We start from the raw sequence: 21,223 nt of genomic DNA, 5'->3' as shown, positions 1-21,223 counted from the left end.
CGATAGAGGATATGTATCTCTGAGCAATAATGCAGTCTCTAGTAAATCATGTCGTATTCAAACGGTGACGTTCCCAAGGCAGAATGAATCTGGCCCCTCTATCTTGGCGTTCAATGCAATAGTAGTTAGGTTGACTGGCAGATAAATGATCTTTACACACTGCAACGTATCCCAGAGTCAAGCTAGGAATTGTTTGCAATAATGACTGTTCTACCGGAGCCCGCAAAATCTTCTATTAGCAAAATTCGTTCAGATTTCTGTGGTTCATGAAACCAAACAGGTATATTTAGACTGCGATTATAATTCAAAAAATAATAAGGTAACCCCGTTAAAAATGCCATCTGTGTGCCTGCAAGAGCCCCTCCGCGCATAATAATGACTAAAGCATCGTATTTTTGTTCTCTAACTTCTTGAGACATTTGATCTAATCTCCAGATGACCTTCAGTAAACGGAGATTATGTATTTAAAGTTAAATCCTTCCTAAAAACATTAAAAATTTAAGCTCCGCTTACCTCGTACCTGCAATTACCTAGAAAGTTTGGAAAAGGCTCTTGAGATTCGCCTAAATAACTCTCATTCCCTTATTTAGGCGAAAAGCGAAACTTCGGAGGTTGAAGGGGAACTACAGTCTCTTATTTCACGCATTCATCCGAATATATGTCTCCAACAGCAAAATAGTGCCCTGTAGTTCCCCTATGCGAGACTAGCTGTATGCCCTGCCCGTCATCCTACCCACGAGACACGCCCTTCGCCGCACGAAAAAAAGGGCGAGCTCCGCTCACCCCCCACTCAATTAACTTGCCTAATCAGGCTTAACCTACTTCGCTCGGTGCTAATCTCTGCTCCCCAAGCCAGTCCTTCAGCTTAACGATCTCCGTACCCGCAAGCATCATAATGCCTACACCGTGGTTATCATTCGTGACGGTAAGCAGATCCTTCTTGTAATAATCCGCTGTAAAAGCATACCGCGAGCCGCTGCACACACCATGCACATTGCCTTGTGCGTCAATGGCAAATTGCGTTAAGCCATTCCAAGCGTTCAGCGCTGCCTGAACGAACCGCTGCGGCTCCGTGAGCCAGCCGAACCGGACGCCCCTGGCAAACGAATAGGCAAACATGGCGGTGCAAGAAGCTTCCTGATACGCGTCGGGATCGTTCAAGACCTGATGCCACAGCCCGCTTTCCGCTTGAAGTCCGGCATATCCCGCACACAGCTCGTTAAAGAAGCGGACGAGCTCATGGCGATGCACATGGTCTGCCGGCAAGGCTTCTAACACTTCGGTCAGGGAGAATAGGGTCCATCCGTTTCCACGCCCCCACGGAATCCTCGTCGGCATCCCGTATTTGAAATCAAATACGTGGGACATGATCCGCTGCTCCGGCATAAACAAATAGTTCCGGAACAAAAGGAACTGCTTAGCCGCTTCATCGAGCGCTTCACGGCTTCCCGTTATTGCCGCATAGCGGCACAGAAATGGCGTACTCATATACAGATCGTCGGCCCACATCGTATTAGCTGAGTACTCGTCGTGGCACACTCTGTAAAAGGCCCCGTCTTCCTTTCTTTCCAACTGCTGAAGCATGAAATCGGCAATTCTTTCCGCAATTGGCAAGTACCCCGAATTCTTATCTTCTTTATACGATTCCAACATGGCAGAGCCGAACGAGCCGCAGTTATCAAGCATTTTCATCATAACAAGCTGTTGATTGATTGCTGGAAACCCGTACTGTTCGCGATCCCACAGCGAGTAATCGAACATGTCGGTACAACTTTGAACGTGCTCTAGCGCGTACGAGAGAACATCGGATCGATCCAATAAACGACCCGTTTGCAGCAATCCGTAGATGGTTACCCCCAGCGGGTAGTCCCAACGGGCATAATTGGTGGTATTCCCGACGGTCCATTTATTGCTCAGCATCGCATTTTCGTAATAGGGACGAATCCACGTCGACGGGCGGTCCAAACGCCAATAATTGTCAGCAATGACACGCTTCGTTGTGGCGATTTCCTTGGCATTCAGCTCCGCATTAGCGTCAAAAGGGCCCAAATAAAGCCATGCCTCATTGGAGCCATGCACGTCCACAGGCGAATGGAATGGAACTTGCTTTCCACCCGCAAAAGCATTCACAGCAAAGCCCCAAGAAGACGAAGTGAGCTCGCATTCACTGCGGATCAGTATATCGTGCTTGCCATACGCAAGCGGCACCTCTACTTGGAAGTTGCCCTCCGTTCGAAACTCTGCCGCCTGCTCCCCATCTACCCAAACGGTTAAAGGACCGGTCGTTGTCCCCTTTAGCACATAGGGAGCCGCACCGATACTGGCCGTGTTCAGCTGGGTCCAAGCATACGCCTTCTTACCAGGTTGAAGGCCGAACAAGCGCTCACAATTGTGCAGGGCTAACGCCTCTTCACTCCACTCGCATGCCGGCAGCCAGGTTAAGTTATGCTCCTTCTCGGAAGAGAGCGCCGCTGGCAGCGGACTCTCTTCAAACCTATCAGCGTCAATCGGAGCTGAGTACACCCAACCTGCCTGCCCCTCTCTTTCGGCAAAAGGAGAACGTACATTCAGGATTCTGACTTTAGCTTCATCGGATCCGAACAAGCAGCCGAATCCCGCCGCCGTCACCTTGGCTTTTATGAACAGACGATTCCAGCCTTTCGCGAAATTGAGGTTCAGCTTAACTGTCGCATCCGGCTTCAATTCATCAATAACGTTAGATCGATAAGCAAGCTCATCGTTAAAATAAAACTGAATTGGCCCCAAACAACGCATTAAAACATCTAAATTACGTTCACTATCACTCCATACAAGCGAGTACGCGTAAGAAATTTGACCTTGCTTTGCCTCTGGAAATCTGCAGCCAAGGTTTAGATCGAATAATCCTTCCTCATTTTGCAGAATACCTGAGCGATTGAACGCACGGAACGCGAACGGCACGGGAGGATTAGCCCCGATATAACGATCCGCAAGCACCTTTAATGTACGTTTATCATCCCGGCCCAAGCGGGATTGGATACTCTCTTGCTCATTGAAATAGGTTGTCATAGCTTCACAATCCTTTCTATAGCAGCCGCACGGTGAAAGTTCGATCGAACGGTGTCACCAAGTTCACGTGGACATATTGGCATCCTGCCGGATGCTGATCTTCTCGAAGTATAGGCAGTAAGTGTTCAAAGGCTCCTGAGGAGATTTCAATTCGATCGTCATCCACGCTATAGGTCACAGCCCCATTTTTCAGGAAATATTTCCCTTCCCCTGCATTCTGCAGATCGCCGCCATCGACAACACCCTCATTGCCTAAAATAAAGGTTAGCTGCGTAAATACGTCTTCGCGCTCATCCGAATGAATGCGGATCGTCCAATCTGACGCTTCTTGTTTAATCTCTACCTGCAGTTCATGCGTTTGCAAATGCGTCATCGGCCTGACCTGGTGCGGCAGCAAGTACCATGGACTTACCGAACCTTTTGCCGAAAGGGGCAAATACTGCTGCGGGATTGGCCCGTTATAGCCTTTTTCCATGGTGGCACTTAAGCGGTAAACGCCATCCTCTACGTTCAACTGATCAAATTTAACGATGCCCGGTGTAAAAGAAGTGGACAGTTTAATGCCCAGCAGCCTTGCTTTCCCATGACGAAGCGAGAAGAAGGACGGCGTTTGCGGCATGATGGTTACGCTCTTATCCATCTCGCGAATGCGTACGACCGGTGCTCCGAAGGCCAAGTGCATAGAGCTATGCTGAATTTTCAAATGATGGCCGACAGCCTCGATCAAGCTCAAATGTTCGTTCATGGGATGATGGTGATTAAGGATGCAGGCGTAATGATCGGGCAGTTTAGCACGTTCCAAATCACGGATAGCTTCTTCTACTTCCGGATAAAGAAGTACGTGTAATAAGGCATTATTGTTTACGCCATCAGGATGCTTGATGAAGGTACCCGCATAATCACACATTGCAGCAAACACAGGATCCTGGTCATGAGCGGCCATTAGGCGGTATATCGTGTAGTACGTAGCCATGTCGTAGGTTTGGCCGAAATCCTGCCTCCCTGAATAGTCGGTCACAACTTCACCTGAAGGGTGAACGAGGTAAACCATCATGCGCAGATTGCGGCGCACGCTTTCCAGTAATTCGGGACGGTTCCATACACGAGCGGTATGATACAACGCAATATTGCTGACAGCATTGTAAATGCCGTTGCTGCGTTCGGTCCACTCGCCGTCTGCCGTTATATCTAAGCCTTCGGCCAGCCATTCATCCGCTCTCGCGAGCAGCTCGGGCTTTTTGAAAATGTCATGTAATTGGGCTAAGGCAGCCGTAATGACCCACCGGTGATTCGGCGTATGGCATCCGCCTGTCAGCATGGCAGGAATCGTTCGCTCGAGAAATAGCTTTAGCTTAGCAGCACTGTACTTTACACCAGCCCAATCATGACGAGCGAGCAGCTGATAAATTTGCGTTACGCCACCAACTACAAAGCCGGTGTCAGGAGGTGAGTTGTAATTGGTTGAACCCAGCGAAATCGTCCCGTCTGCATGCTGTCTGTTCAGCATGAAATCCGCTGCTAAATCCAAAGAAGCCGCTATCGATTCACTATGGTAGTATCTGGAGTCCGGATTGACCAGAGCGGCAGACCATGCGGCTATATACACTGGGGTACTATGATGGCTTGCGCGCGCAATGCCGGTTTCATCGATAACTCCCCCGTAATACTTGGAGGCTGGATCCAGCACCTGTTTCCCTTGTGCTGCCGCTGCAAGATCGTCATTTCTTTCCACTAACTGCTTATATATGAAGTCCATATTCGTCACCTAACTCCCTTTCCTAGCCGCTATTTTACTTGTGATTAGTCTGTGGCTCTCATCAATCTCATCTGGTTGACACAAAGCCTTCAACTCGTACACTTTCACCTTTGCAATGTCGATCGCTTCAAGGAAATGATCAAAGTAATGCAAATCCTTACTATGCACATATGGACACCAGTGGTCGGAAAGCTCCAGCGTTTCATGAATATGAACGCCATATATATAACGCTTAACTTCCTCCAGCTCCTTCAAATTTTCGTACAATCCCATTCGGTCCATCATCATGGCATGACCGATATCGTACCAGAGACGAACGGGGCTTCCCTCCAAATTGTCGCAGATCGTCTTCGCTTCCATCAGCGTCGGCATCTGATACGATCTCGAACGCGTTTCGATGCCAATCGCGATATTCCATCCTTTTTTCGCCGTGTAATCACTCACTACTTCCAGGCTGTCCTGAATCCGTTTCGTATATCGCGGACTTAATTGGTTGCGCCTCTCCATCATGTTCTGCCACAACCCTTGATACTCGGCTGATGTCCTTCCATGATCCCGATAAAGCTTCTTCAAATCAAGATCAATATTGTATTCAAAAGGCACTTCGCCCGGGTGTACAACTACAGCTTTGGCGCCGTATCTGTTCGCATATTCCATCGATCGAATGAGCAGTTCAATGGAGCGCTTGCGCTTTTCTTCATCATCGAAGCCCAGCATGACGGAATCCGTGTCGTAATCCTTATCGTCGATGAACGGAAATACATTGTGGACACTCGAAACGCCGATTTCTCCTTTTTCAATCATCGGCTCGATGGTACTCATCAACTCATCTGTCACGTTGTAATTCAATTCTACATAACGGAATCCCAATGCTTTGATCTCCTCGATCATTTCCCGGCCAATCGTATGTTTTTTAATGTTCCAGCAGGTTGAAAATGAATATTCCCCTTTGTCGATCATCTTTTTGCCTCCTTATATTATGACAAAGACCAGATCACCCTTCTTCCATATGCAGGGGATGAACTGGCCTTTCTGCGGGTATGCCGCTTTATTCGGTAAGATCTCGCAATTGAAAAGCTGCACCCGATCGTGCTGATAACACCGATGCTTCCATCAAACGAGTCAAATCAAGCGCTAATTGAATATTCTGAGAAGCCGTTGTTCCATTCTTCATATGCGACACCCACTGTTCGAACGGGGTCGGCAGACTCGCCGGCAGTTCCTGGGCTACCTGCCATCCTGCTGCTGCATCGCCTGGCAACTTGGAGCTGCGAATATACACCAGATCATCGGTTCGAGAATACTTCATACTTCCCTCGGTCCCTTGTACCTCAATGTCGAATTGCGAATAACTGTTCACAAATCCCGCTTCAACAATTCCAAGTGCTCCGCTTGGGTAACGCAATAGGGCAACCGCGCTATCCTCTACCTCACGACCCGTTATATAGCCGAAGCTGGCGCTGACGCTTTCCGGTAAACCCAGAAATAAACGGGTCAAGTACATCGGATGGCAGCCAAGATCCATCAAGGCTCCTCCCCCGCACTGCTCCAGATCGAAGAAATACGAAGGCAGGGAGCCATTCGGATTGTTCTCTGTCGGGAGCGCGCCATTATGAGCAAGCCGGATACGTACCGTCGTTATCGTGCCAAGATAGTCTTCTTGAATAGCGTTCGTGATGCTTTGAGCAAACCCGGTGTACAGCCGCGGCAAAGACACCGTGAGCTTTACGCCCGCAGCTTCAACCGCTGCTAGTATTTCCTTGCATTCCTTTGTTGTAGTAGCAACAACCTTTTCTGTAAAGACATGCTTACCCGCGCGAGCCGCGGCGATAATCACATCCCGATGCACCGTTGTGGGTGTATCTACAATGACCGCATCTATCTCAGGATTGTCCAAGAGCTCCTGCAGATTCGCATAAAACCTAACGCCAAACTCATCGGCTTTCTGCCTGCCGCGCTGCGCATCTTCATCCCAAATGGCCACGATTTCGGTATCGGGATGCTGACTTGCCATACGTGCATAGTCTTTGGCATGCACATGCCAGAAGCTTAACATTGCAACTTTTATCATCGAGTAGCCGCCTCTTTTCCGATCATTTAGTCAAAATAGACCGCTTTCCCAGTTCGATTCGATTCATAGATCGCTTCAAGGATTTCCGATACGACGCAGGACTGCTCTGGCGTTACGATCGGCTCTTTATCATGAATAATGGCATCAATCCATAGACGAATTTCTTTATCCTGCATGCTTTCTTTCTTACCTTCGTAGAAGTCAGCACCCTTGGCTTCGAACTGCATCTGGTTTACATACAGACGGCTGTGATTTTCACCATTAATTCGCAGGCCATCCTGCATATCGGCCCCGCCCTCGGTACCGCAAAGCGTACATTTCGCTTCCTTGGTATCCAGCGTATTGAGCGCCCAACTGGCTTCCACCATAATGGTTGCCCCATTCTTCATGACAATCATCGCAAATGCGGAATCTTCAACTTTGAACTTGCTTGGATCCCACGGCCCCCATGAATTCGCAGCGTTCTCCTTGCGTGACAATTTATGGTAAGCGGTGCCCAGCACCACCTTAGGTTCGTAGTTATTCATCAACCAAAGTGTTAAATCAAGAGCATGCGTACCGATATCGATCAGCGGCCCTCCACCTTGTTTTTCTTCATCCAGGAAAACTCCCCAAGTCGGGACACCGCGTCTGCGGACCGCATGGGCTTTCGCGAAATAAATCTCACCTAAATCGCCATCTTCAATGACACGTTTCAAATGTTGACTGTCTGCGCGAAAACGGTTGTTGTAGCCAATCGTTAATTTTTTGCCTGAACGCTTAGCGGCTTCCACCATACGACGGGCATCCGCTGCTGTTTTGGCCATCGGCTTTTCGCACATCACATGCTTGCCTGCTTCCAAAGCGGCAATCGAGATTTCGGCATGCGTATCATTCGGCGTACAAATATGAACAACATCAATCGTAGGATCTGCCAGTAATTCGCGGTAATCGTCGTATACCCTAGCTCCTGGTGCACCAAATTTCTCTGCAGCTTTGTGCGCACTTGCAGGAAAAATGTCGAAAAATCCGGAAATTTCCACTTGTTCAATTTTACTCAAGCAGGGTAAATGCTTCCCCGTTGCAATACCGCCACATCCAATGATGCCGACTTTAACCTTGTTCATATATGTTCCTCCCATGATGTAATCCTTTATTCTGGTTATCAAAGAAGATGCTGGATAGCGATGAGCCGCCTGAATGCACAGGCACCCTATCGATATCCAGCTCCTCTATCAAGAATGAATTATTTGACTGTTTCCATTTGTTGTTTCGCGATGGTCATAGCATCCTTAGCAAGGAACGCTTTATCTTTATTCTCTTGATACCATTTGTTCATGAAATCTTCGAGCTGCTGGCCGCCTGCTTTCGCCCAAGCGGCTTGCGAGTCTTTAATGGCTTGTTCCGGCGTGTATTTAGCGCCGCTAAGGATGGCCTTAACGAATAAGTCACCCTTTTCTTTCAGGATCGTTGTGTTAATGACTTGAAGATCAGCTGGATACACAGGCATGTGGTCGCCTAAAGCAATCCCTGGATATTCTCTTTGCGGATCGAAGTAAAGCTTCTGAACTTCTTTATACATATCCATTCCAGCTTTTTGTGCTGGCACCTCGGCGTTAAAGCCGTTTAGAACATAAGTACATTTATCGACTCCCGATGAGAAGAACATGGTATAGTCATACGCGTAGGCGACTTCATTCTTCGACTTAGCAGGGTCTATCGCCTGTGGACAGCCATTAGGAGCTTTCTTCCAGTGGGTACCCTCATCTCCATTGACAATTTTATTAGCGGTTTCCGGCTTCATAATAAAATCAAGATAGCGCCCAACAGCTTCAGGGTCTTTCGCTTTTGCGTTCACAACGGTCGTCATCTGAACTGGATTATCGATAGCGCCAGTAAATGTCCCGAGCGGTGATTTCGGATAACCTAACGGAGCCACATCCGCCCCAGGCGCATTTTTCTTCAGCGTAGTCAGGTCGTTCATGACAAAGTCATACCAGCCTCCCGAGAACTTAACGTAAATCCCGATCTTACCATTCAGAAAGTCCTGTTTAGCCTTTGCGCCGTCTTTATCATTAATGTAGTCTTTATCAATAAGGCCTTCATCATAGAGACGTTTCTTAAATGCAAGGGATGCGAGTTCTTTGTCCCAAGCACGGACCACTTTGCCATCCTTAAGATCCCAAGCCAATAGCGTACTTGAAGAGCTTTCGCCGAACATCTCATTGATGGCTTGTTCCGAATAAGTGCTCATATTTAGGCCATACGTATCCTTTTTACCATTACCGTCTGGATCTTGGTCCGCAAATGCCTTGGCCACAGCCAATAATTCATCCGTTGTTGTCGGCATAGCAAGATTCAATTTTTTCAACCAATCCGTACGAATTAATAAAATATGCGCAGGAACCGCTTCTTTTACCTTACCGATCTCGTAGAGCTTGCCGTCTGGTTTCGTCCCTGCCTTTTTCAACTGTGGATATTGGGTTAGCAGCTTCTGGTATTCAGGCATGTATTGCAAAATGTTATCAATTGGAAGCAATTGTTTTTGATCATACAAACTACCCCGAAATGGTGTATTATACTCGTTGACGATATCCGGTGCGGAACCCGATGCAAACAAAACATTCAATTTTTTCGTTGAATCGCTGCGGAGGATCGGTACAAACTTCACATTCTCCGGCCCGTTTTGGTTGATCCATTTGCTCCAACGATTTTCTTCATAAGATCCTTCTGACGCTGGAACAGCACCGCGATCGTACATGGATACCGTAACATCCCCGCGTTTGGCTGGTTTGTTGTCAGCAGGCTTGCTTGCAGCCGTGGTTGCTGCTGCTCCCTCTTTTTTGTCACTGCTGCATCCAACTAACGTTGCGCCTAAAGCTACAACCCCTACTGTCATTCCAAGCCACAGTTTCATGTTTTTCATGTGCATTTTCCCCCTGCAAAATTTTATGGTGAAGTTTTGTTAAACGGGAACACCAACGATATTAACCCTTAACGGATCCAAGCATAACGCCCTTGACAAAATACTTCTGCAAGAAAGGATAAATCACCAGCATAGGCACAACCATCACAACAACGCCAACAGCTTTCACCATTTCCGTAGCAACCGCTGCCTGCTCCTCACTATTGAGTGAAGGCGAGTTCAAAAGATCGTTCTTTTGCAGCATGGCCTGAACAACGACGGTTAAATTCATCATGTCGCTCTTGTTAATGTACATGAGCACGCTCATAAACGCGTTCCAAAAGCTAATGCCATAGAACAGCGCTAGTGTAGCTAACATCGGCATAGATAAAGGCAGTATAATTCGGATGAGCAGCGAAGTGTCGCTGCATCCGTCAATTCGCGCTGCTTCCTGGACTTCATAAGGAATGTTCTCAAAATAACTTTTCATCAACAGCATATTGTAGGTACTAATAAACCCTGTTAACCATAATGACCAGTAAGAGTCAATGAGATGCATGTTCTTGATAACCAGATAAGTTGGGATTAAACCTCCAGAGAATAACATCGTAAACACCATACCAAGAACCAGATAACGACGACCAATTAAGTAGGATCTGGATAACGGGTAGGCAGCTAAAATGGTACCCAATAAACTTAACCCCACACCGATCAATGTAATTAACACGCTATTTTTAAAAGCATTAAACGCTGGGCTCGCAATGAAGAAAATTTTATAAGCGGTGAACTGCAGTCCTACCGGCCAAAAGAAGACATGACCTGAATCTACGGAAGTCCGATCGCTCAGCGATAACGCAATAATATGAATAAACGGCAGGATACAAGTTAAGGCAATTAATGCGAGTAGCACATAATTGACAGCATAGAAAAGCTTTTCTCCTCTTGTCGCTTTCAATACATGTCCTCCTTTCATTGGATGATTGCAAATCTCTTGGCAAACTTAGAACAAGGCTTGATCAAACTTTTTGGCAATTCTATTAGCAATCAACACGAGACTGCAGCTAATGATGGATTCGAATAGTCCCATGGCAGTCGTTAAGCTAAACTGTGAACTGCCCAGACCTATTTTATAAATGTAAGTACTGATGACCTCCGAAACGTCCGCAACTGCGGCGTTCTGTAAGTTGTACACTTGATCGAAGCCAACCTCCATCACCTTCCCCATCGCTAAGATCAGCAATAGAATAATGGTGTGCCGAATGCCCGGTAGCGTTACGTGCCACATTTGGCGCCACTTCGTAGCCCCATCCATGCAGGCGGATTCATAAAGCGATGGATCAATGGTCGTCAGAGCAGCCAAGTATATGATTGTACTGAAGCCCATTTCCTTCCAAACGCCCGATCCAATAAAGATACTGATCCAAGATTTCGACTCGTATAAGAAAGTAATCGGTTCAATATTAAATAGTTTGAGCACCTTATTAATGGAACCGTAATCGGTTGCAAATAAGGATAAGACGATACCTGAAACAATGACCCAAGAGAAGAAATGCGGTAAATAAATGATTGTTTGCACCCATTTTTTAAACCACGACTTCCTAACCTCATTGAGTAAAACGGCTAGAAAAATAGGAATTGGAAAGCCGAATACCAGGGTCAGAAAACTCAGCCAAAACGTGTTCCAAATAATTTCGAGCGTATTTGAGCTGGAAAACAAAAGCTTGAAATACTTCAGCCCCACCCAAGGGCTTTGCAAAATACCATCCGCAAAATTATAGTCCTTGAAAGCGATAACAAGTCCGCCCATCGGCCAATATTTAAACAACACGTAATAAGCGATAACAGGAATTAGCATGATGAACAAAGGAATGTTTTGTTTTAAACGCCTGCTCCGTTTTAACGAAGCTGCCTTTTGTAGATTCACGGATGATAAAGTGACAGGAGGTTCTTCTACCCGACTGCTCATGATTGCTCACTCCCTAATTCATTGATATGAATCCTATCATATCGGGTTCGTGACACAAAACCCTTAAAAAATTATAGAAGAATCTATAAATTCATTAGGTAATGGTTGGAATCGATTTTTATCCAAAAAAAATATTGTATAATGTCCTCATCACTGTTATTGGCCTAAATTCTAAGCAAACTGGGGAAATTGAGATGCAAATCTGGCGCAAATTACTCATAGGAATCAACAGGAGCTTTAGGATCAGATTAATTTTCAGTCTATCCGCCATCATTCTACTTGCCTTCGGAGTCACCGGATATTTGACTTATCAGTATAACCTGAAGCTGTTTGAAGAGGAGATCAGCAAGCAGTTTTCACGTACGAATGAAGAGGCTTTGGCTAAAATCGAGCTGAAAGTGCAAGAAATTGTTCGCGTCTCACAAACCGTCGTATTCAATCCGCAAATTGAGATGCTCATCAAGCGAATCAATTCACAGGAAGATTCTGATGCCTTTAACTTGTACTATGATAAAAAGCAAATTGAAGAACAGATTTTCCAACTCAAGTCGGACGCTCCTTATATTACGGGCATGTACTTATACGACTTAAATGGAAATCCTTCTTATTTCAGTTACACCACTTCGGCAATTAAAAACTTGGATGCTCCTACCTTTCAAACGATTCAATCCAAGCTGAGCGATACATATGGAAACCTCGCTTGGATGAGTATGCCGCTTCCGAGCTCCATTGAACCGAGCGGTTTCAGGCAAACCATTATAATCGCCCGGCTAATGAAAAATAGTGCCTTACAAACGTACGGTGTCCTCGTGATGGCCGTCGATGAATCGTTTTTTGCAGGCATTCTGAAGGAATTAACCAAAGACGGCACAGGCGAAGTCTATTTGTACAATGAGAATAAAGAATTGCTGTTCAGCAATTCCACGCAGGAAACGGATGAGAAGGCGCAGCTGCTAAAGGATATGAACGAAACTCGCGTGATGAACAATCATCTCTATGTGCAAGGTGAATCCAAAGCAACCTCCTTCAAACTTGTCAGTTCGACGTCCCTATCAGACATTCAAGCTAAAAACAAAAATTTATCCAAGCGGATTGTGTATACCGGCTTAATTAGCATTTTGCTAACGAGCATACTCATCGTCATCTCTACGGGCAATCTGTTAAGACCGCTCAAGGATTTGCTGATGGGACTGCGCAAAGTACGCTCCGGCGACTTCAATGCCCGCATTGAAATTCGCACGAAGGATGAGCTGGCATATATGGCCGAGAGCTTTAATGCCATGGCTGAACAAGTCGGCAGGCTGATTAAAGAAGTATATTTAACGCAGTTAAGCGAAAGAGAAGCTGAACTTAAAGCGCTGCAGGTGCAGCTCAACCCACATTTTCTGCACAATATGTTTAATGAGATCTATTGGAAGCTTTATTTGCAAAATGAAAAGGACACGGCTGCATTGATCGCTACCATTTCGGAAATGCTCAAATATTCGCTGATGCCCGTTCGGACACTGACAACCGTGAGAGAAGAATTTCAGCAAATTCGCAATTACGTGAAGCTGCAAACGGAATTATTTGAGCCTGACCTGGAAACTATCATCCACGCGGATGAACAAGTGCTAGACAACGAAATGATGCGCTTCCTGCTCCAGCCTCTCGTAGAAAATGTATTCGTACACGGCTTCCGGAATAAGGTGGCGCATAAAGTCCTGGTTATTCGTGCACATCAGCAGCAAGACTATCTGGAAATTGAAGTAACCGATAACGGCTGCGGCATGGATGAAACCGCGATCTCTATCCTGCTGGGGCCGAAGGGCGCCTCCCTGCCTCAGCGCTCGGATGGACGGGAACATCTTGGTGTTCGCAGTGTCGTTAGGCGATTAGAGCTCGTTCACGGGCAGCCTTACCGTCTTGAAGTTGAAAGCGTTGTGAATAGTGGAACGACGATGCGCCTTATTCTGCCGAATAACCCAACAAGAAAGGAACTGAGCGAGCATGCTGAAGGGTAACGTGGTAATCGTTGAAGACCAGCCTAACTTCCGTAAAGGCTTGATCAAAATGTTCGAGGAAGGACAGCTTGGCTGGAACGTTGTCGGGGAAGCCAGCAATGGGCAAGATGCGCTGGCATTGGTCGATGAGGTCAAACCCGATCTCGTGCTTACGGATATTCGCATGCCCGTTATGGACGGAATCGAGTTCGTAGGGCATTTGAGAAAGCATTACCCCGATCTGCTGGTGATCATCCTTACAGGGTACAAAAATTTCGAATATGCGCAGGCAGCTGTTAGACTCGGAGCACTGGATCTTCTCATCAAGCCTTGCACCGAACAAGATGTGAAGCAGGTCATGAATAAAGCCTCCGAGCGTTACTATGAAAAATATGCACACCAGCAGCAGCTTCTTTCCCAGCGAAAGTTGCAGCAGGATCAAGAGCTTCGTGCGGCATTGTTAGACCTTCCTTCCTCATACGAAGCCATGAAAAACATGAATGAAGTTCTCTCTACAAAGGAGTTGTGGCTGCTTCAGCTGAATAGTGAAGACTTGGCTCATAAAAACTATGGCAAAGCGGACCTGAGCTTGCTGCAGTTTGCCTTCTCCAATATCGCTGAGGAGCTGCTGAAAGGAGCAGGCATAGAGGCCCGTCTCCTCTTGGTCGAACATGATCGTTTCGTCGCGCTTGCTGAAAAGCCAGGGCTGGACGAAAGTTTCGTACAAGCCGTGCAGGATGCTTCCTTGGAGTATTTGAATATTCGCGTGAACATTCAAGCTATGGGCGCGGCTCCCTCCTACAAGCAGCTGGCTCAATTTTATGAACAATTCAAGAGCGGCGAGCCCTCGGCAGCAAGCGCACAGCCTGTAGATATCGAATCAGGTTCGGGCTCAGGAATGACTCTCTCACTAAATCAGGCGAAAGTGAACGAGCTCGAAATGCAGCTCATGTCAGCCATTCTAGTCGGACAGGAAGCCGCGCTGCAGCAGCTATTGAATCAGTTGCTTACGGATTTAACCCAGCAAACGCCTGAAGATATGAAAATTCAAGCGTTAACGCTTTCGATTGCTCTGCTCGGAACCATTCAAAAACAGTTCGACCCTGACGAAAAAGAATCACTGGGGAGAATCCCGACGGACATACCGCAAGCGCATTGGACGGCCAAGGACGTTATTCATTGGGCGGACACACAGGTGAAGAGCTTCTTGCTTCTGTTTAACAGCTGGCAAGCGTCCAAAAGCGACAACGTCATTGAAAGAGCTACCAAATATATCGAAGAGCATTACAGTGAGGAATGCCGGTTAACGGATGTGGCCGCCCACCTCCACCTCAACTCAAGTTATTTTAGCGTTCTGTTTAAAAAAGCGACCGGCGAAAGCTTCACCCGATTCGTCACCCGATTGCGCATGGATAAAGCTGCCCTGCTGCTTCGGAACACAGATATGAAAATATTCGAGATCGCCTGCGCCATTGGATTCGATGAGCCGAATTATTTTACAAACGTATTTAAACAGCAGTTCCAGATGTCACCCAAAGAATACCGAAATCAAAGATAATAGAGGCTGTCCATCTTTTAGCTATAGGGGAACTACAGGGAGCTATTTGAGCAATATTGAGCTGATACCAAGGTTTTGAGGGAGCTACAAGGCCTTATTCACCCTTCAAAACTTACATATGATCCGAAATTTGTAAATTAGAGGACTGTAGTTCCCCTTGATTGGCAGAAGTATCGATTTTGCAAAAAATAGCGGATCGTTGTTCCCTATTGTGACAATCCCTCTTAAAATAACTAAAAAAAAACATCAAAAATTAACGAAATCCATGACAGAAACCGACAATTATTGAATCCGTCTTCGTTTATAATCTAAAAGATGAAGATTGCCAATTCCATTATTCTATACAATAGTCGGGAGTGTTATCTGTTGGTCATCAAGATAATCAAACATATAGGCGTCCCCTTTATTTGTTGTTTGACCATTTTTTCATCCATAACTCTGGGTAAAGCACCAAGCATCGCTGCAGTCCTCTTATTCGGTATCGCTTTTTACCTCAGCATTGCTTTCGAGCGTAAGCTCCCTTTTTCACCTAACATCCAGTTTATTTTACTCGCCCTTTTTCACTGGTCCAGTCACTTAAATTGGTGCTTGCTCCTGTATTATTTATTGATTGGATTCGCTATTGAAAACAGACTGAAGTACACCTCCACCTTTCTGACCGCACTGCTGTACATCGGGGTTTACTCCATGATTCGTTTATCCTACATGCCTCTTAATTACTACAACCTCCTAGTTTCGATCTATGACATCGCCAGTTCCATTATTTTCGTGCTGCTTGTCCAATTTGTTCTCAAATCCGAATTAGACAAGAAGCGGTTACAACAAGAAAATGATTATCTTACAACACACGATCCGCTAACTGGGCTGCTTAATTATGAAGGCTACGTGACCACGATTGAAAATTTAATAGTTAAGCGCTTTAGCTTTGTGCTCGTTTTATTGGACTTTCAGGATTTTAAATCAGTGAACAGCGAAAATATACATAACGGAAATGAAACTTTGAACCAGATTTCGCTTTTACTTGGCAACATGTTCTACGATTCTTACGCCATGTCGCGGTACGCCGGGGACCAATTCGCCATTATTTTGCCAGCCAGAGAGAACCTAATTTCTACGATTAGCGAGTCCTTGGACGCGAATATTTTAGGCTTTCAAGTAACTTACAGCTTTGCCGAGTATCCCTTAGAGGCGTCGACGAAGGAAGAGCTAATCTCTCTTGCCGAGGAGCGGTTGTTCCAAAATAAACGGGCTGTCTGGCTCAAAAGAGAAGAGCATTTATTCCGCTCTGAGAAAATGAAGATGATCGGGGAACTAGCTGCAGGTATGGCACATGAGATTCGAAACCCTCTTACAACGATCAAAGGTTTCATGCAAATCGCGACCACAAGAGCCTACAATATCCAACCTTGGCATGAGCTGATCATGAGTGAAATTCGAAGAATGAACGAGCTGACCGCGGAATTTCTGCAATTCTCCAAACCGCATATCAGCAACATGAAACCGGAATCCATAAGCGATTGCTTGGACAGGGTTCTGTCCTTAGCCGAATCGGATGCGCTGTATCGCGGGCATAACATCATTTTTGAAGACAATGAGGAAGCCCTTTATATATTCATTGACCGGGATAAAATTGTACAAGTTCTGTTAAATTTGATCCAGAATGCATTTGAGGCGATGAAGCATCCTGGCGATGTTCACGTGCGCATAAAACAGGAAAATGAACTCGCGATCATTGAAATTGAGGACTCCGGCGATGGCATGTCCGAAGGGGAGCTGGAGAAAATCTTCAATCCCTTTTATACCACCAAGGAGAACGGTACCGGTCTGGGGCTCTCCATATGCCATAAAATTGCCGTTGATCATGGCGGATCACTGGAAGTGAAAAGCGCGATCGGCTTTGGCTCCATCTTTAGCTTTAAGCTGCCGATGGTTGATATGTAAGATATGTCCCCCCTAGCTTCTTCGCGGCCATAGAAAAACAGCAGATCGGGAAGTTTCCCAATCTGCTGTTCGTGTTTTACATTCAGGGCTGTTTAACGCCCTCAATTTCAATTGAAATTTTGACCTCATCACCGATCAGAACTCCGCCTGTTTCCAGTACGGCATTATAAGTTAACCCATAATCTGCGCGTTTGATGCTTCCAACTGCACTGAAACCAACCTTTTCATTGCCCCAAGGATCTTTGCCCACGCCTTCAAACGTAACGTCAAACGTTTCCGGTTTCGTGACGCCATGCATTGACAGATTGCCGGTTACCGCGTACTCCCCATCGCTTGTTTTTGTGATTTGCGTAGACTGGAATGTCATTGTAGGATGCTGCTCGCTATCGAAGAAATCTGCCGAACGCAGGTGCGTGTCACGATCTGAATTCCTAGTGTCTATACTGCTTATGTCAACTTGGAAAAGAATATTCGCTGACGTCAGATCCTCTGCATCAGCTTCTATTTGTGCTTCAAACGAGTGGAATGTGCCTTTAACCTTAGCAATCATCATGTGCCTAACTGAGAAGTCAATACTGCTGTGACTTGCATCTACTGCCCATTTCGATTTTGCCATAAAAGTTGCGCCTCCTCATTAGTTATAACTTATTAAAAATAATATACTAACTAATTCTCATTCACTACTAATCGTAACTCTCAGGCCGCCTTTTGTCAAACAAATTCTGTAAGATACACATTGTTTAATCTCGCTTTATATGATACGTTATGTATCAGAAGGCGAAATAAAAAATCCCATTTTAGGAGGAAGCAGGAATGGCTACGGAACAAAATAAACCTGTGTATTATGATGGAAGCGGTATCATTCAAGTGCCTCCTCAGGAAACAAGTTCTAAGGACATCGTAATTAAACCTGCAGATGTGAGCAGCAAGCCTATTCAAATTCCTTACTTCCCTTATTTACGCTAAAGCACGGAAAAAGCGCGGAGACCGCCAGGGCACTAGCCCTGACGGTCCGCTTTATTAAGCCATAACTCAAAGGCAGCTTAAACTTGTCTCCACCAATAACCCCGCCATTCACCGGACCTTCCATTCACAATAATTTGGATAAAAAAAGAGTACCCTCAGGGGCACCCTCCAAGTTATTATACAATTTCCACATCAATTAGCTTAAACTGAGTCACGTCAACAATTCCGCGATTTGAAATCCGAATTTCCGGAATAACGGGCAGTGCAATCAATGAAAATGTCATAAACGGCGCGTTTAACGGGCAACCGATTTGTTTCCATGCTCCTTCGAGCTGCGCAACCTCTTCGACAACTTCAAGCAAAGATTTGTCTGACATGAGACCTGCAATCGTCAATGGAACTTGAGCCAGCACGCTGCCGTTCTCGACGACAATGGTTCCGCCTCCCAATTTGATAAGCTCGTTAGCGGCGAATGCCATATCCTGCTCATTAATGCCCATCACAATTAAATTGTGGCTGTCATGCGCAACGGTTGACGCTACAGCACCGGATTTCAATTGAAATCCGTGTGTAAAACCAAGCGAAATTTCACCGGTGCCGCGGTGCCGCTCTATGCATGCAAGACGGACAATATCCTGCTCGGTATCCGGCTGGATGATCCCTTGCTCAACACTCAGCGTTGCTGTCATTTTCGCTGTTCTCGCACTGTTTTCAATCACCTGTATGACATTGACGCTTGTTTTCTCCTCTTTGCCGCGGCTCGCAAGCTGGAAGTCCTCCACCGTCAGCTCCCGCTTCACGTTCATGGAGCTGCGAATATGCGCCGGATACACAAACGTAGGGAATTGAGCGACCAGCTTACCTTCGTCAAAAATGACCTGCCCATCCGTTATGACCGTTGTAGGCTCCACCTTTTGCAAATCATCGAGCAATAGAATGTCTGCGCATTTACCTGGCGTAAGGCTGCCTAGATCTTTCTCCAGGTTAAAGTAACGCGCCACATTAATAGTCACCATTTGAATAGCGGTGACAGGGTCGACACCCTCTTCAATCGCACGGCGCACCACATGGTTGAGATGTCCTTTCTCCACCAGCGTTTGCGGGCTGACGTCATCCGTGACGAGGGAGATATTGGACGTGTTCACCTTATCTTCCGTGACCACTTTGATGACCTCTTTCACATCATGCCAAGCCGAACCTTCCCGAATCATCAAATGCAAGCCCAATCGGACTTTGTTCAGCCCTTGCTCCCGCGTTACCGTTTCATGATCTGAGGTCACGCCGGATGCGATATAGGCTTGAAGCATATGGTCATCCTCACTCGGAAAATGCCCCGTGACCGTTTTGCCACTATTGATCGTCGCTTCGATCTCTCCGCACATTTTCGGATCACCGTACACGACGCCCGGGAAATTCATCACCTCGCCAAGTCCGACCACTTGATCCCACTGCAGTCCCTCCTCAATATCGCTCACTTCTAGGCTTGCGCCCGCATCTTCCAAGTCCGTCGTTGCAGGTACGCAGGATGGGAAAGTCGTAAACACTTTGAGCGGGAGCTGCTGCCCCTCTTCGTGCATCAGCCTAACCCCTTCTGAGCCAAACACATTGGCGATCTCATGCGGATCCATGAAAATCCCCGTTGTTCCTTTGGGCAGCGCCGCTTTGGCAAACTCCGTAACGGATAGCATCGTGCTCTCAACATGCATATGGCCGTCCAGAAATCCAGGAGCTATGTACTTCCCTGCGGCATCGATTACGACCGTTTGATCTCCGATGGTGTGGTCTGCATTCCCGACAAACGCAATTCTGCCAACGGCGACAGCAACGTCCGTATGCTCAAGCAATTCCCCGGAATATACATTGACAAGTGTTCCATTTTTAATGACAACATCGGCAAAAGCACGGCCTGTTGCAACTTGAGCCAGCGTTCTGCTTACTTCAACTAATTTGCTTCTTTTATTTAGAGTCATGGTTGGTAGGCTCCCTTTATGAGTTTCAACTACTATTATAGCCGGAAGCTGCAAAAAGACTATCCCACGCCGTGCCTAGGATAGTCTATAATTTTAACTTCTGAACGAAAGCCGTGCTTCGGGCATCACTTACTTCAAGTGTGCTTCTGGTCGTTGTTGTGATTTTCGCTTATGGATGCATCTGTTGAGAATATTTGAAATGAGTTCAAGCTGTTCAATACTTGCGACTTTTAAGAAATATCGCATGATTCTTCGAACATGAACGTGTTGTAAGGTTGTTTTCACACACTTCATCCTTTTCTGTCCATCTAGTTTAGTCCTATTGTACTAGAGATTCTGTGGATAAGGTGTCAGAAAATGTCGAAGTCATTCTAAAGAAAACATTAACCCCAACAACAAAGGCGAGGCCCAAAAATAACCGGCACTACGACGCAACTTCTCGCTCACTGAAGACTTATTGCGCAGCCCACTGTTTTCAGTGCCTCACTTAAGGGAACTCAGAGCCTCTATTCTGACTCATATGGCCGAATGCTCATATTAGCGGGAACTACAGGATCTTAATTGACATCCGAGCTATTAAGCCATATCGGTCAAAAACAGTAAAATAGAACCCTACAGTTCCCACTCAGCCGTCAAAAGTCCGCTTTTCAGCATAATAAGGGACAGTAGTTCCCTCAATCGATAGGCGCAAAATAAAAAAGCCCAATTTTGGGCTTTTGGGGAGGGCTGGGACGCGTGCTGGTCCACCACCTCTTAGCGATGTAAAAGAGTGTTACAGATGGGCTTTGACCGTGAGCGGAGCTCTCACGGCAGACCATCCACCACACTTTAGCGTTGAAAAACAACGTTACAGATGGGCTTTGACCGTGAGCGGAGCTCTCACGCCAACGTTAAGTTTGTTTTACATCGTTAACTTCATCTGGCTGCCGATCCACCACACATTAGCGTCGAAAAACAACGTTACAGATGGACCTTGACCGTGATCAGAGCTCTCACGCCAACGTTAAGCTTGTTTTACATCGTTAACTTCATCTGGCTGCCGATCCACCACACATTAGCGTCGAAAAACAACGTTACAGAT

At 46.3% G+C, this 21,223-nt stretch carries 15 protein-coding genes; 4 read left to right on the top strand and 11 right to left on the bottom strand.

Going from position 1 to position 21,223, the window contains the following annotated elements:
• Positions 1 to 182: 182 nt before the first annotated feature.
• From J2Z65_RS30605 to J2Z65_RS30565, 9 genes are all read right to left on the bottom strand, one after another.
• Positions 183 to 419, bottom strand: coding sequence for a phosphoribosyltransferase (locus tag J2Z65_RS30605; RefSeq protein ID WP_167051995.1), 237 nt, complete (start codon positions 417 to 419; stop codon positions 183 to 185).
• A 394-nt stretch (positions 420 to 813) separates the two neighbouring features.
• Positions 814 to 3,048 (bottom strand): glycoside hydrolase family 88/105 protein, encoded by a 2,235-nt coding sequence (locus J2Z65_RS30600; protein ID WP_167051993.1) that lies wholly within the window; start codon positions 3,046 to 3,048, stop codon positions 814 to 816.
• Between the two features lie 16 nt (positions 3,049 to 3,064).
• Positions 3,065 to 4,804: a hypothetical protein gene (locus tag J2Z65_RS30595; RefSeq protein ID WP_167051991.1), complete on the bottom strand. Its 1,740-nt coding sequence runs from the start codon at positions 4,802 to 4,804 to the stop codon at positions 3,065 to 3,067.
• A 9-nt stretch (positions 4,805 to 4,813) separates the two neighbouring features.
• Positions 4,814 to 5,764: a sugar phosphate isomerase/epimerase family protein gene (locus J2Z65_RS30590; protein ID WP_167051988.1), complete on the bottom strand. Its 951-nt coding sequence runs from the start codon at positions 5,762 to 5,764 to the stop codon at positions 4,814 to 4,816.
• A gap of 88 nt (positions 5,765 to 5,852) precedes the next feature.
• Complete coding sequence (locus tag J2Z65_RS30585) at positions 5,853 to 6,875, bottom strand: Gfo/Idh/MocA family protein (protein ID WP_167051986.1); 1,023 nt, start codon at positions 6,873 to 6,875, stop codon at positions 5,853 to 5,855.
• 26 nt (positions 6,876 to 6,901) lie between these two features.
• Positions 6,902 to 7,981 (bottom strand): Gfo/Idh/MocA family protein, encoded by a 1,080-nt coding sequence (locus J2Z65_RS30580; RefSeq protein ID WP_167051984.1) that lies wholly within the window; start codon positions 7,979 to 7,981, stop codon positions 6,902 to 6,904.
• Between the two features lie 119 nt (positions 7,982 to 8,100).
• Positions 8,101 to 9,780, bottom strand: a complete 1,680-nt coding sequence (locus J2Z65_RS30575; protein WP_240159441.1) for a type 2 periplasmic-binding domain-containing protein — start codon at positions 9,778 to 9,780, stop codon at positions 8,101 to 8,103.
• Between the two features lie 61 nt (positions 9,781 to 9,841).
• Positions 9,842 to 10,714 carry a carbohydrate ABC transporter permease gene (locus J2Z65_RS30570; protein ID WP_167051980.1) on the bottom strand — a complete coding sequence of 291 codons (873 nt, stop codon included), beginning with the start codon at positions 10,712 to 10,714 and terminating at the stop codon, positions 9,842 to 9,844.
• 45 nt (positions 10,715 to 10,759) lie between these two features.
• Positions 10,760 to 11,614, bottom strand: a complete 855-nt coding sequence (locus tag J2Z65_RS30565) for an ABC transporter permease (protein ID WP_240159446.1) — start codon at positions 11,612 to 11,614, stop codon at positions 10,760 to 10,762.
• A 413-nt stretch (positions 11,615 to 12,027) separates the two neighbouring features.
• On the opposite strand from J2Z65_RS30565, the gene J2Z65_RS30560 reads away from it, so the two are divergent.
• From J2Z65_RS30560 to J2Z65_RS30550, 3 genes are all read left to right on the top strand, one after another.
• The gene (locus tag J2Z65_RS30560; RefSeq protein ID WP_167051977.1) at positions 12,028 to 13,728 is read left to right on the top strand and encodes a sensor histidine kinase; all 1,701 of its coding nucleotides are present in this window, start codon (positions 12,028 to 12,030) and stop codon (positions 13,726 to 13,728) included.
• Complete coding sequence (locus tag J2Z65_RS30555; protein ID WP_167051975.1) at positions 13,715 to 15,265, top strand: response regulator transcription factor; 1,551 nt, start codon at positions 13,715 to 13,717, stop codon at positions 15,263 to 15,265. The genes J2Z65_RS30560 and J2Z65_RS30555 overlap by 14 nt, the downstream gene beginning before the upstream one ends.
• Positions 15,266 to 15,631: 366 nt before the next feature.
• A complete protein-coding gene (locus tag J2Z65_RS30550) occupies positions 15,632 to 17,206 on the top strand; it encodes a sensor histidine kinase (RefSeq protein WP_167051973.1) in 1,575 nt (524 codons plus the stop codon).
• 82 nt (positions 17,207 to 17,288) lie between these two features.
• Here J2Z65_RS30550 and J2Z65_RS30545 read toward each other — a convergent pair whose 3' ends face one another.
• Entirely contained in the window at positions 17,289 to 17,822 is a 534-nt protein-coding gene (locus J2Z65_RS30545) for a YceI family protein (protein ID WP_167051970.1), read from the bottom strand.
• Between the two features lie 197 nt (positions 17,823 to 18,019).
• Between J2Z65_RS30545 and J2Z65_RS30540 the strand changes: the two genes are divergently transcribed.
• Positions 18,020 to 18,172 carry a hypothetical protein gene (locus tag J2Z65_RS30540; protein WP_167051968.1) on the top strand — a complete coding sequence of 51 codons (153 nt, stop codon included), beginning with the start codon at positions 18,020 to 18,022 and terminating at the stop codon, positions 18,170 to 18,172.
• A 176-nt stretch (positions 18,173 to 18,348) separates the two neighbouring features.
• On the opposite strand, the gene ade is transcribed toward J2Z65_RS30540, so the two are convergent.
• Positions 18,349 to 20,142 carry an adenine deaminase gene (ade, locus tag J2Z65_RS30535; protein WP_167051966.1) on the bottom strand — a complete coding sequence of 598 codons (1,794 nt, stop codon included), beginning with the start codon at positions 20,140 to 20,142 and terminating at the stop codon, positions 18,349 to 18,351.
• Between the last annotated feature and the right edge of the window lie 1,081 nt (positions 20,143 to 21,223).

Origin of the sequence: Paenibacillus aceris (assembly GCF_017874035.1) — a bacterium.
GTDB lineage: Bacteria > Bacillota > Bacilli > Paenibacillales > NBRC-103111 > Paenibacillus_E > Paenibacillus_E aceris.
This window is presented reverse-complemented; position numbering and strand designations above follow the sequence as displayed.

Excerpts from the sequence above, each read along its gene's own strand:
- J2Z65_RS30565 (WP_240159446.1), bottom strand. The coding sequence starts at position 11,614 with ATGCTAATTCCTGTTATCGCTTATTACGTGTTGTTTAAATATTGGCCG.
- J2Z65_RS30545 (WP_167051970.1), bottom strand. The coding sequence starts at position 17,822 with ATGGCAAAATCGAAATGGGCAGTAGATGCAAGTCACAGCAGTATTGAC.
- J2Z65_RS30555 (WP_167051975.1), top strand. The coding sequence starts at position 13,715 with ATGCTGAAGGGTAACGTGGTAATCGTTGAAGACCAGCCTAACTTCCGT.
- J2Z65_RS30580 (WP_167051984.1), bottom strand. The coding sequence starts at position 7,981 with ATGAACAAGGTTAAAGTCGGCATCATTGGATGTGGCGGTATTGCAACG.
- J2Z65_RS30585 (WP_167051986.1), bottom strand. The coding sequence starts at position 6,875 with ATGATAAAAGTTGCAATGTTAAGCTTCTGGCATGTGCATGCCAAAGAC.
- J2Z65_RS30605 (WP_167051995.1), bottom strand. The coding sequence starts at position 419 with ATGTCTCAAGAAGTTAGAGAACAAAAATACGATGCTTTAGTCATTATT.
- J2Z65_RS30540 (WP_167051968.1), top strand. The coding sequence starts at position 18,020 with ATGGCTACGGAACAAAATAAACCTGTGTATTATGATGGAAGCGGTATC.
- J2Z65_RS30600 (WP_167051993.1), bottom strand. The coding sequence starts at position 3,048 with ATGACAACCTATTTCAATGAGCAAGAGAGTATCCAATCCCGCTTGGGC.
- J2Z65_RS30575 (WP_240159441.1), bottom strand. The coding sequence starts at position 9,780 with ATGAAAAACATGAAACTGTGGCTTGGAATGACAGTAGGGGTTGTAGCT.
- J2Z65_RS30595 (WP_167051991.1), bottom strand. The coding sequence starts at position 4,804 with ATGGACTTCATATATAAGCAGTTAGTGGAAAGAAATGACGATCTTGCA.
- ade (WP_167051966.1), bottom strand. The coding sequence starts at position 20,142 with ATGACTCTAAATAAAAGAAGCAAATTAGTTGAAGTAAGCAGAACGCTG.
- J2Z65_RS30590 (WP_167051988.1), bottom strand. The coding sequence starts at position 5,764 with ATGATCGACAAAGGGGAATATTCATTTTCAACCTGCTGGAACATTAAA.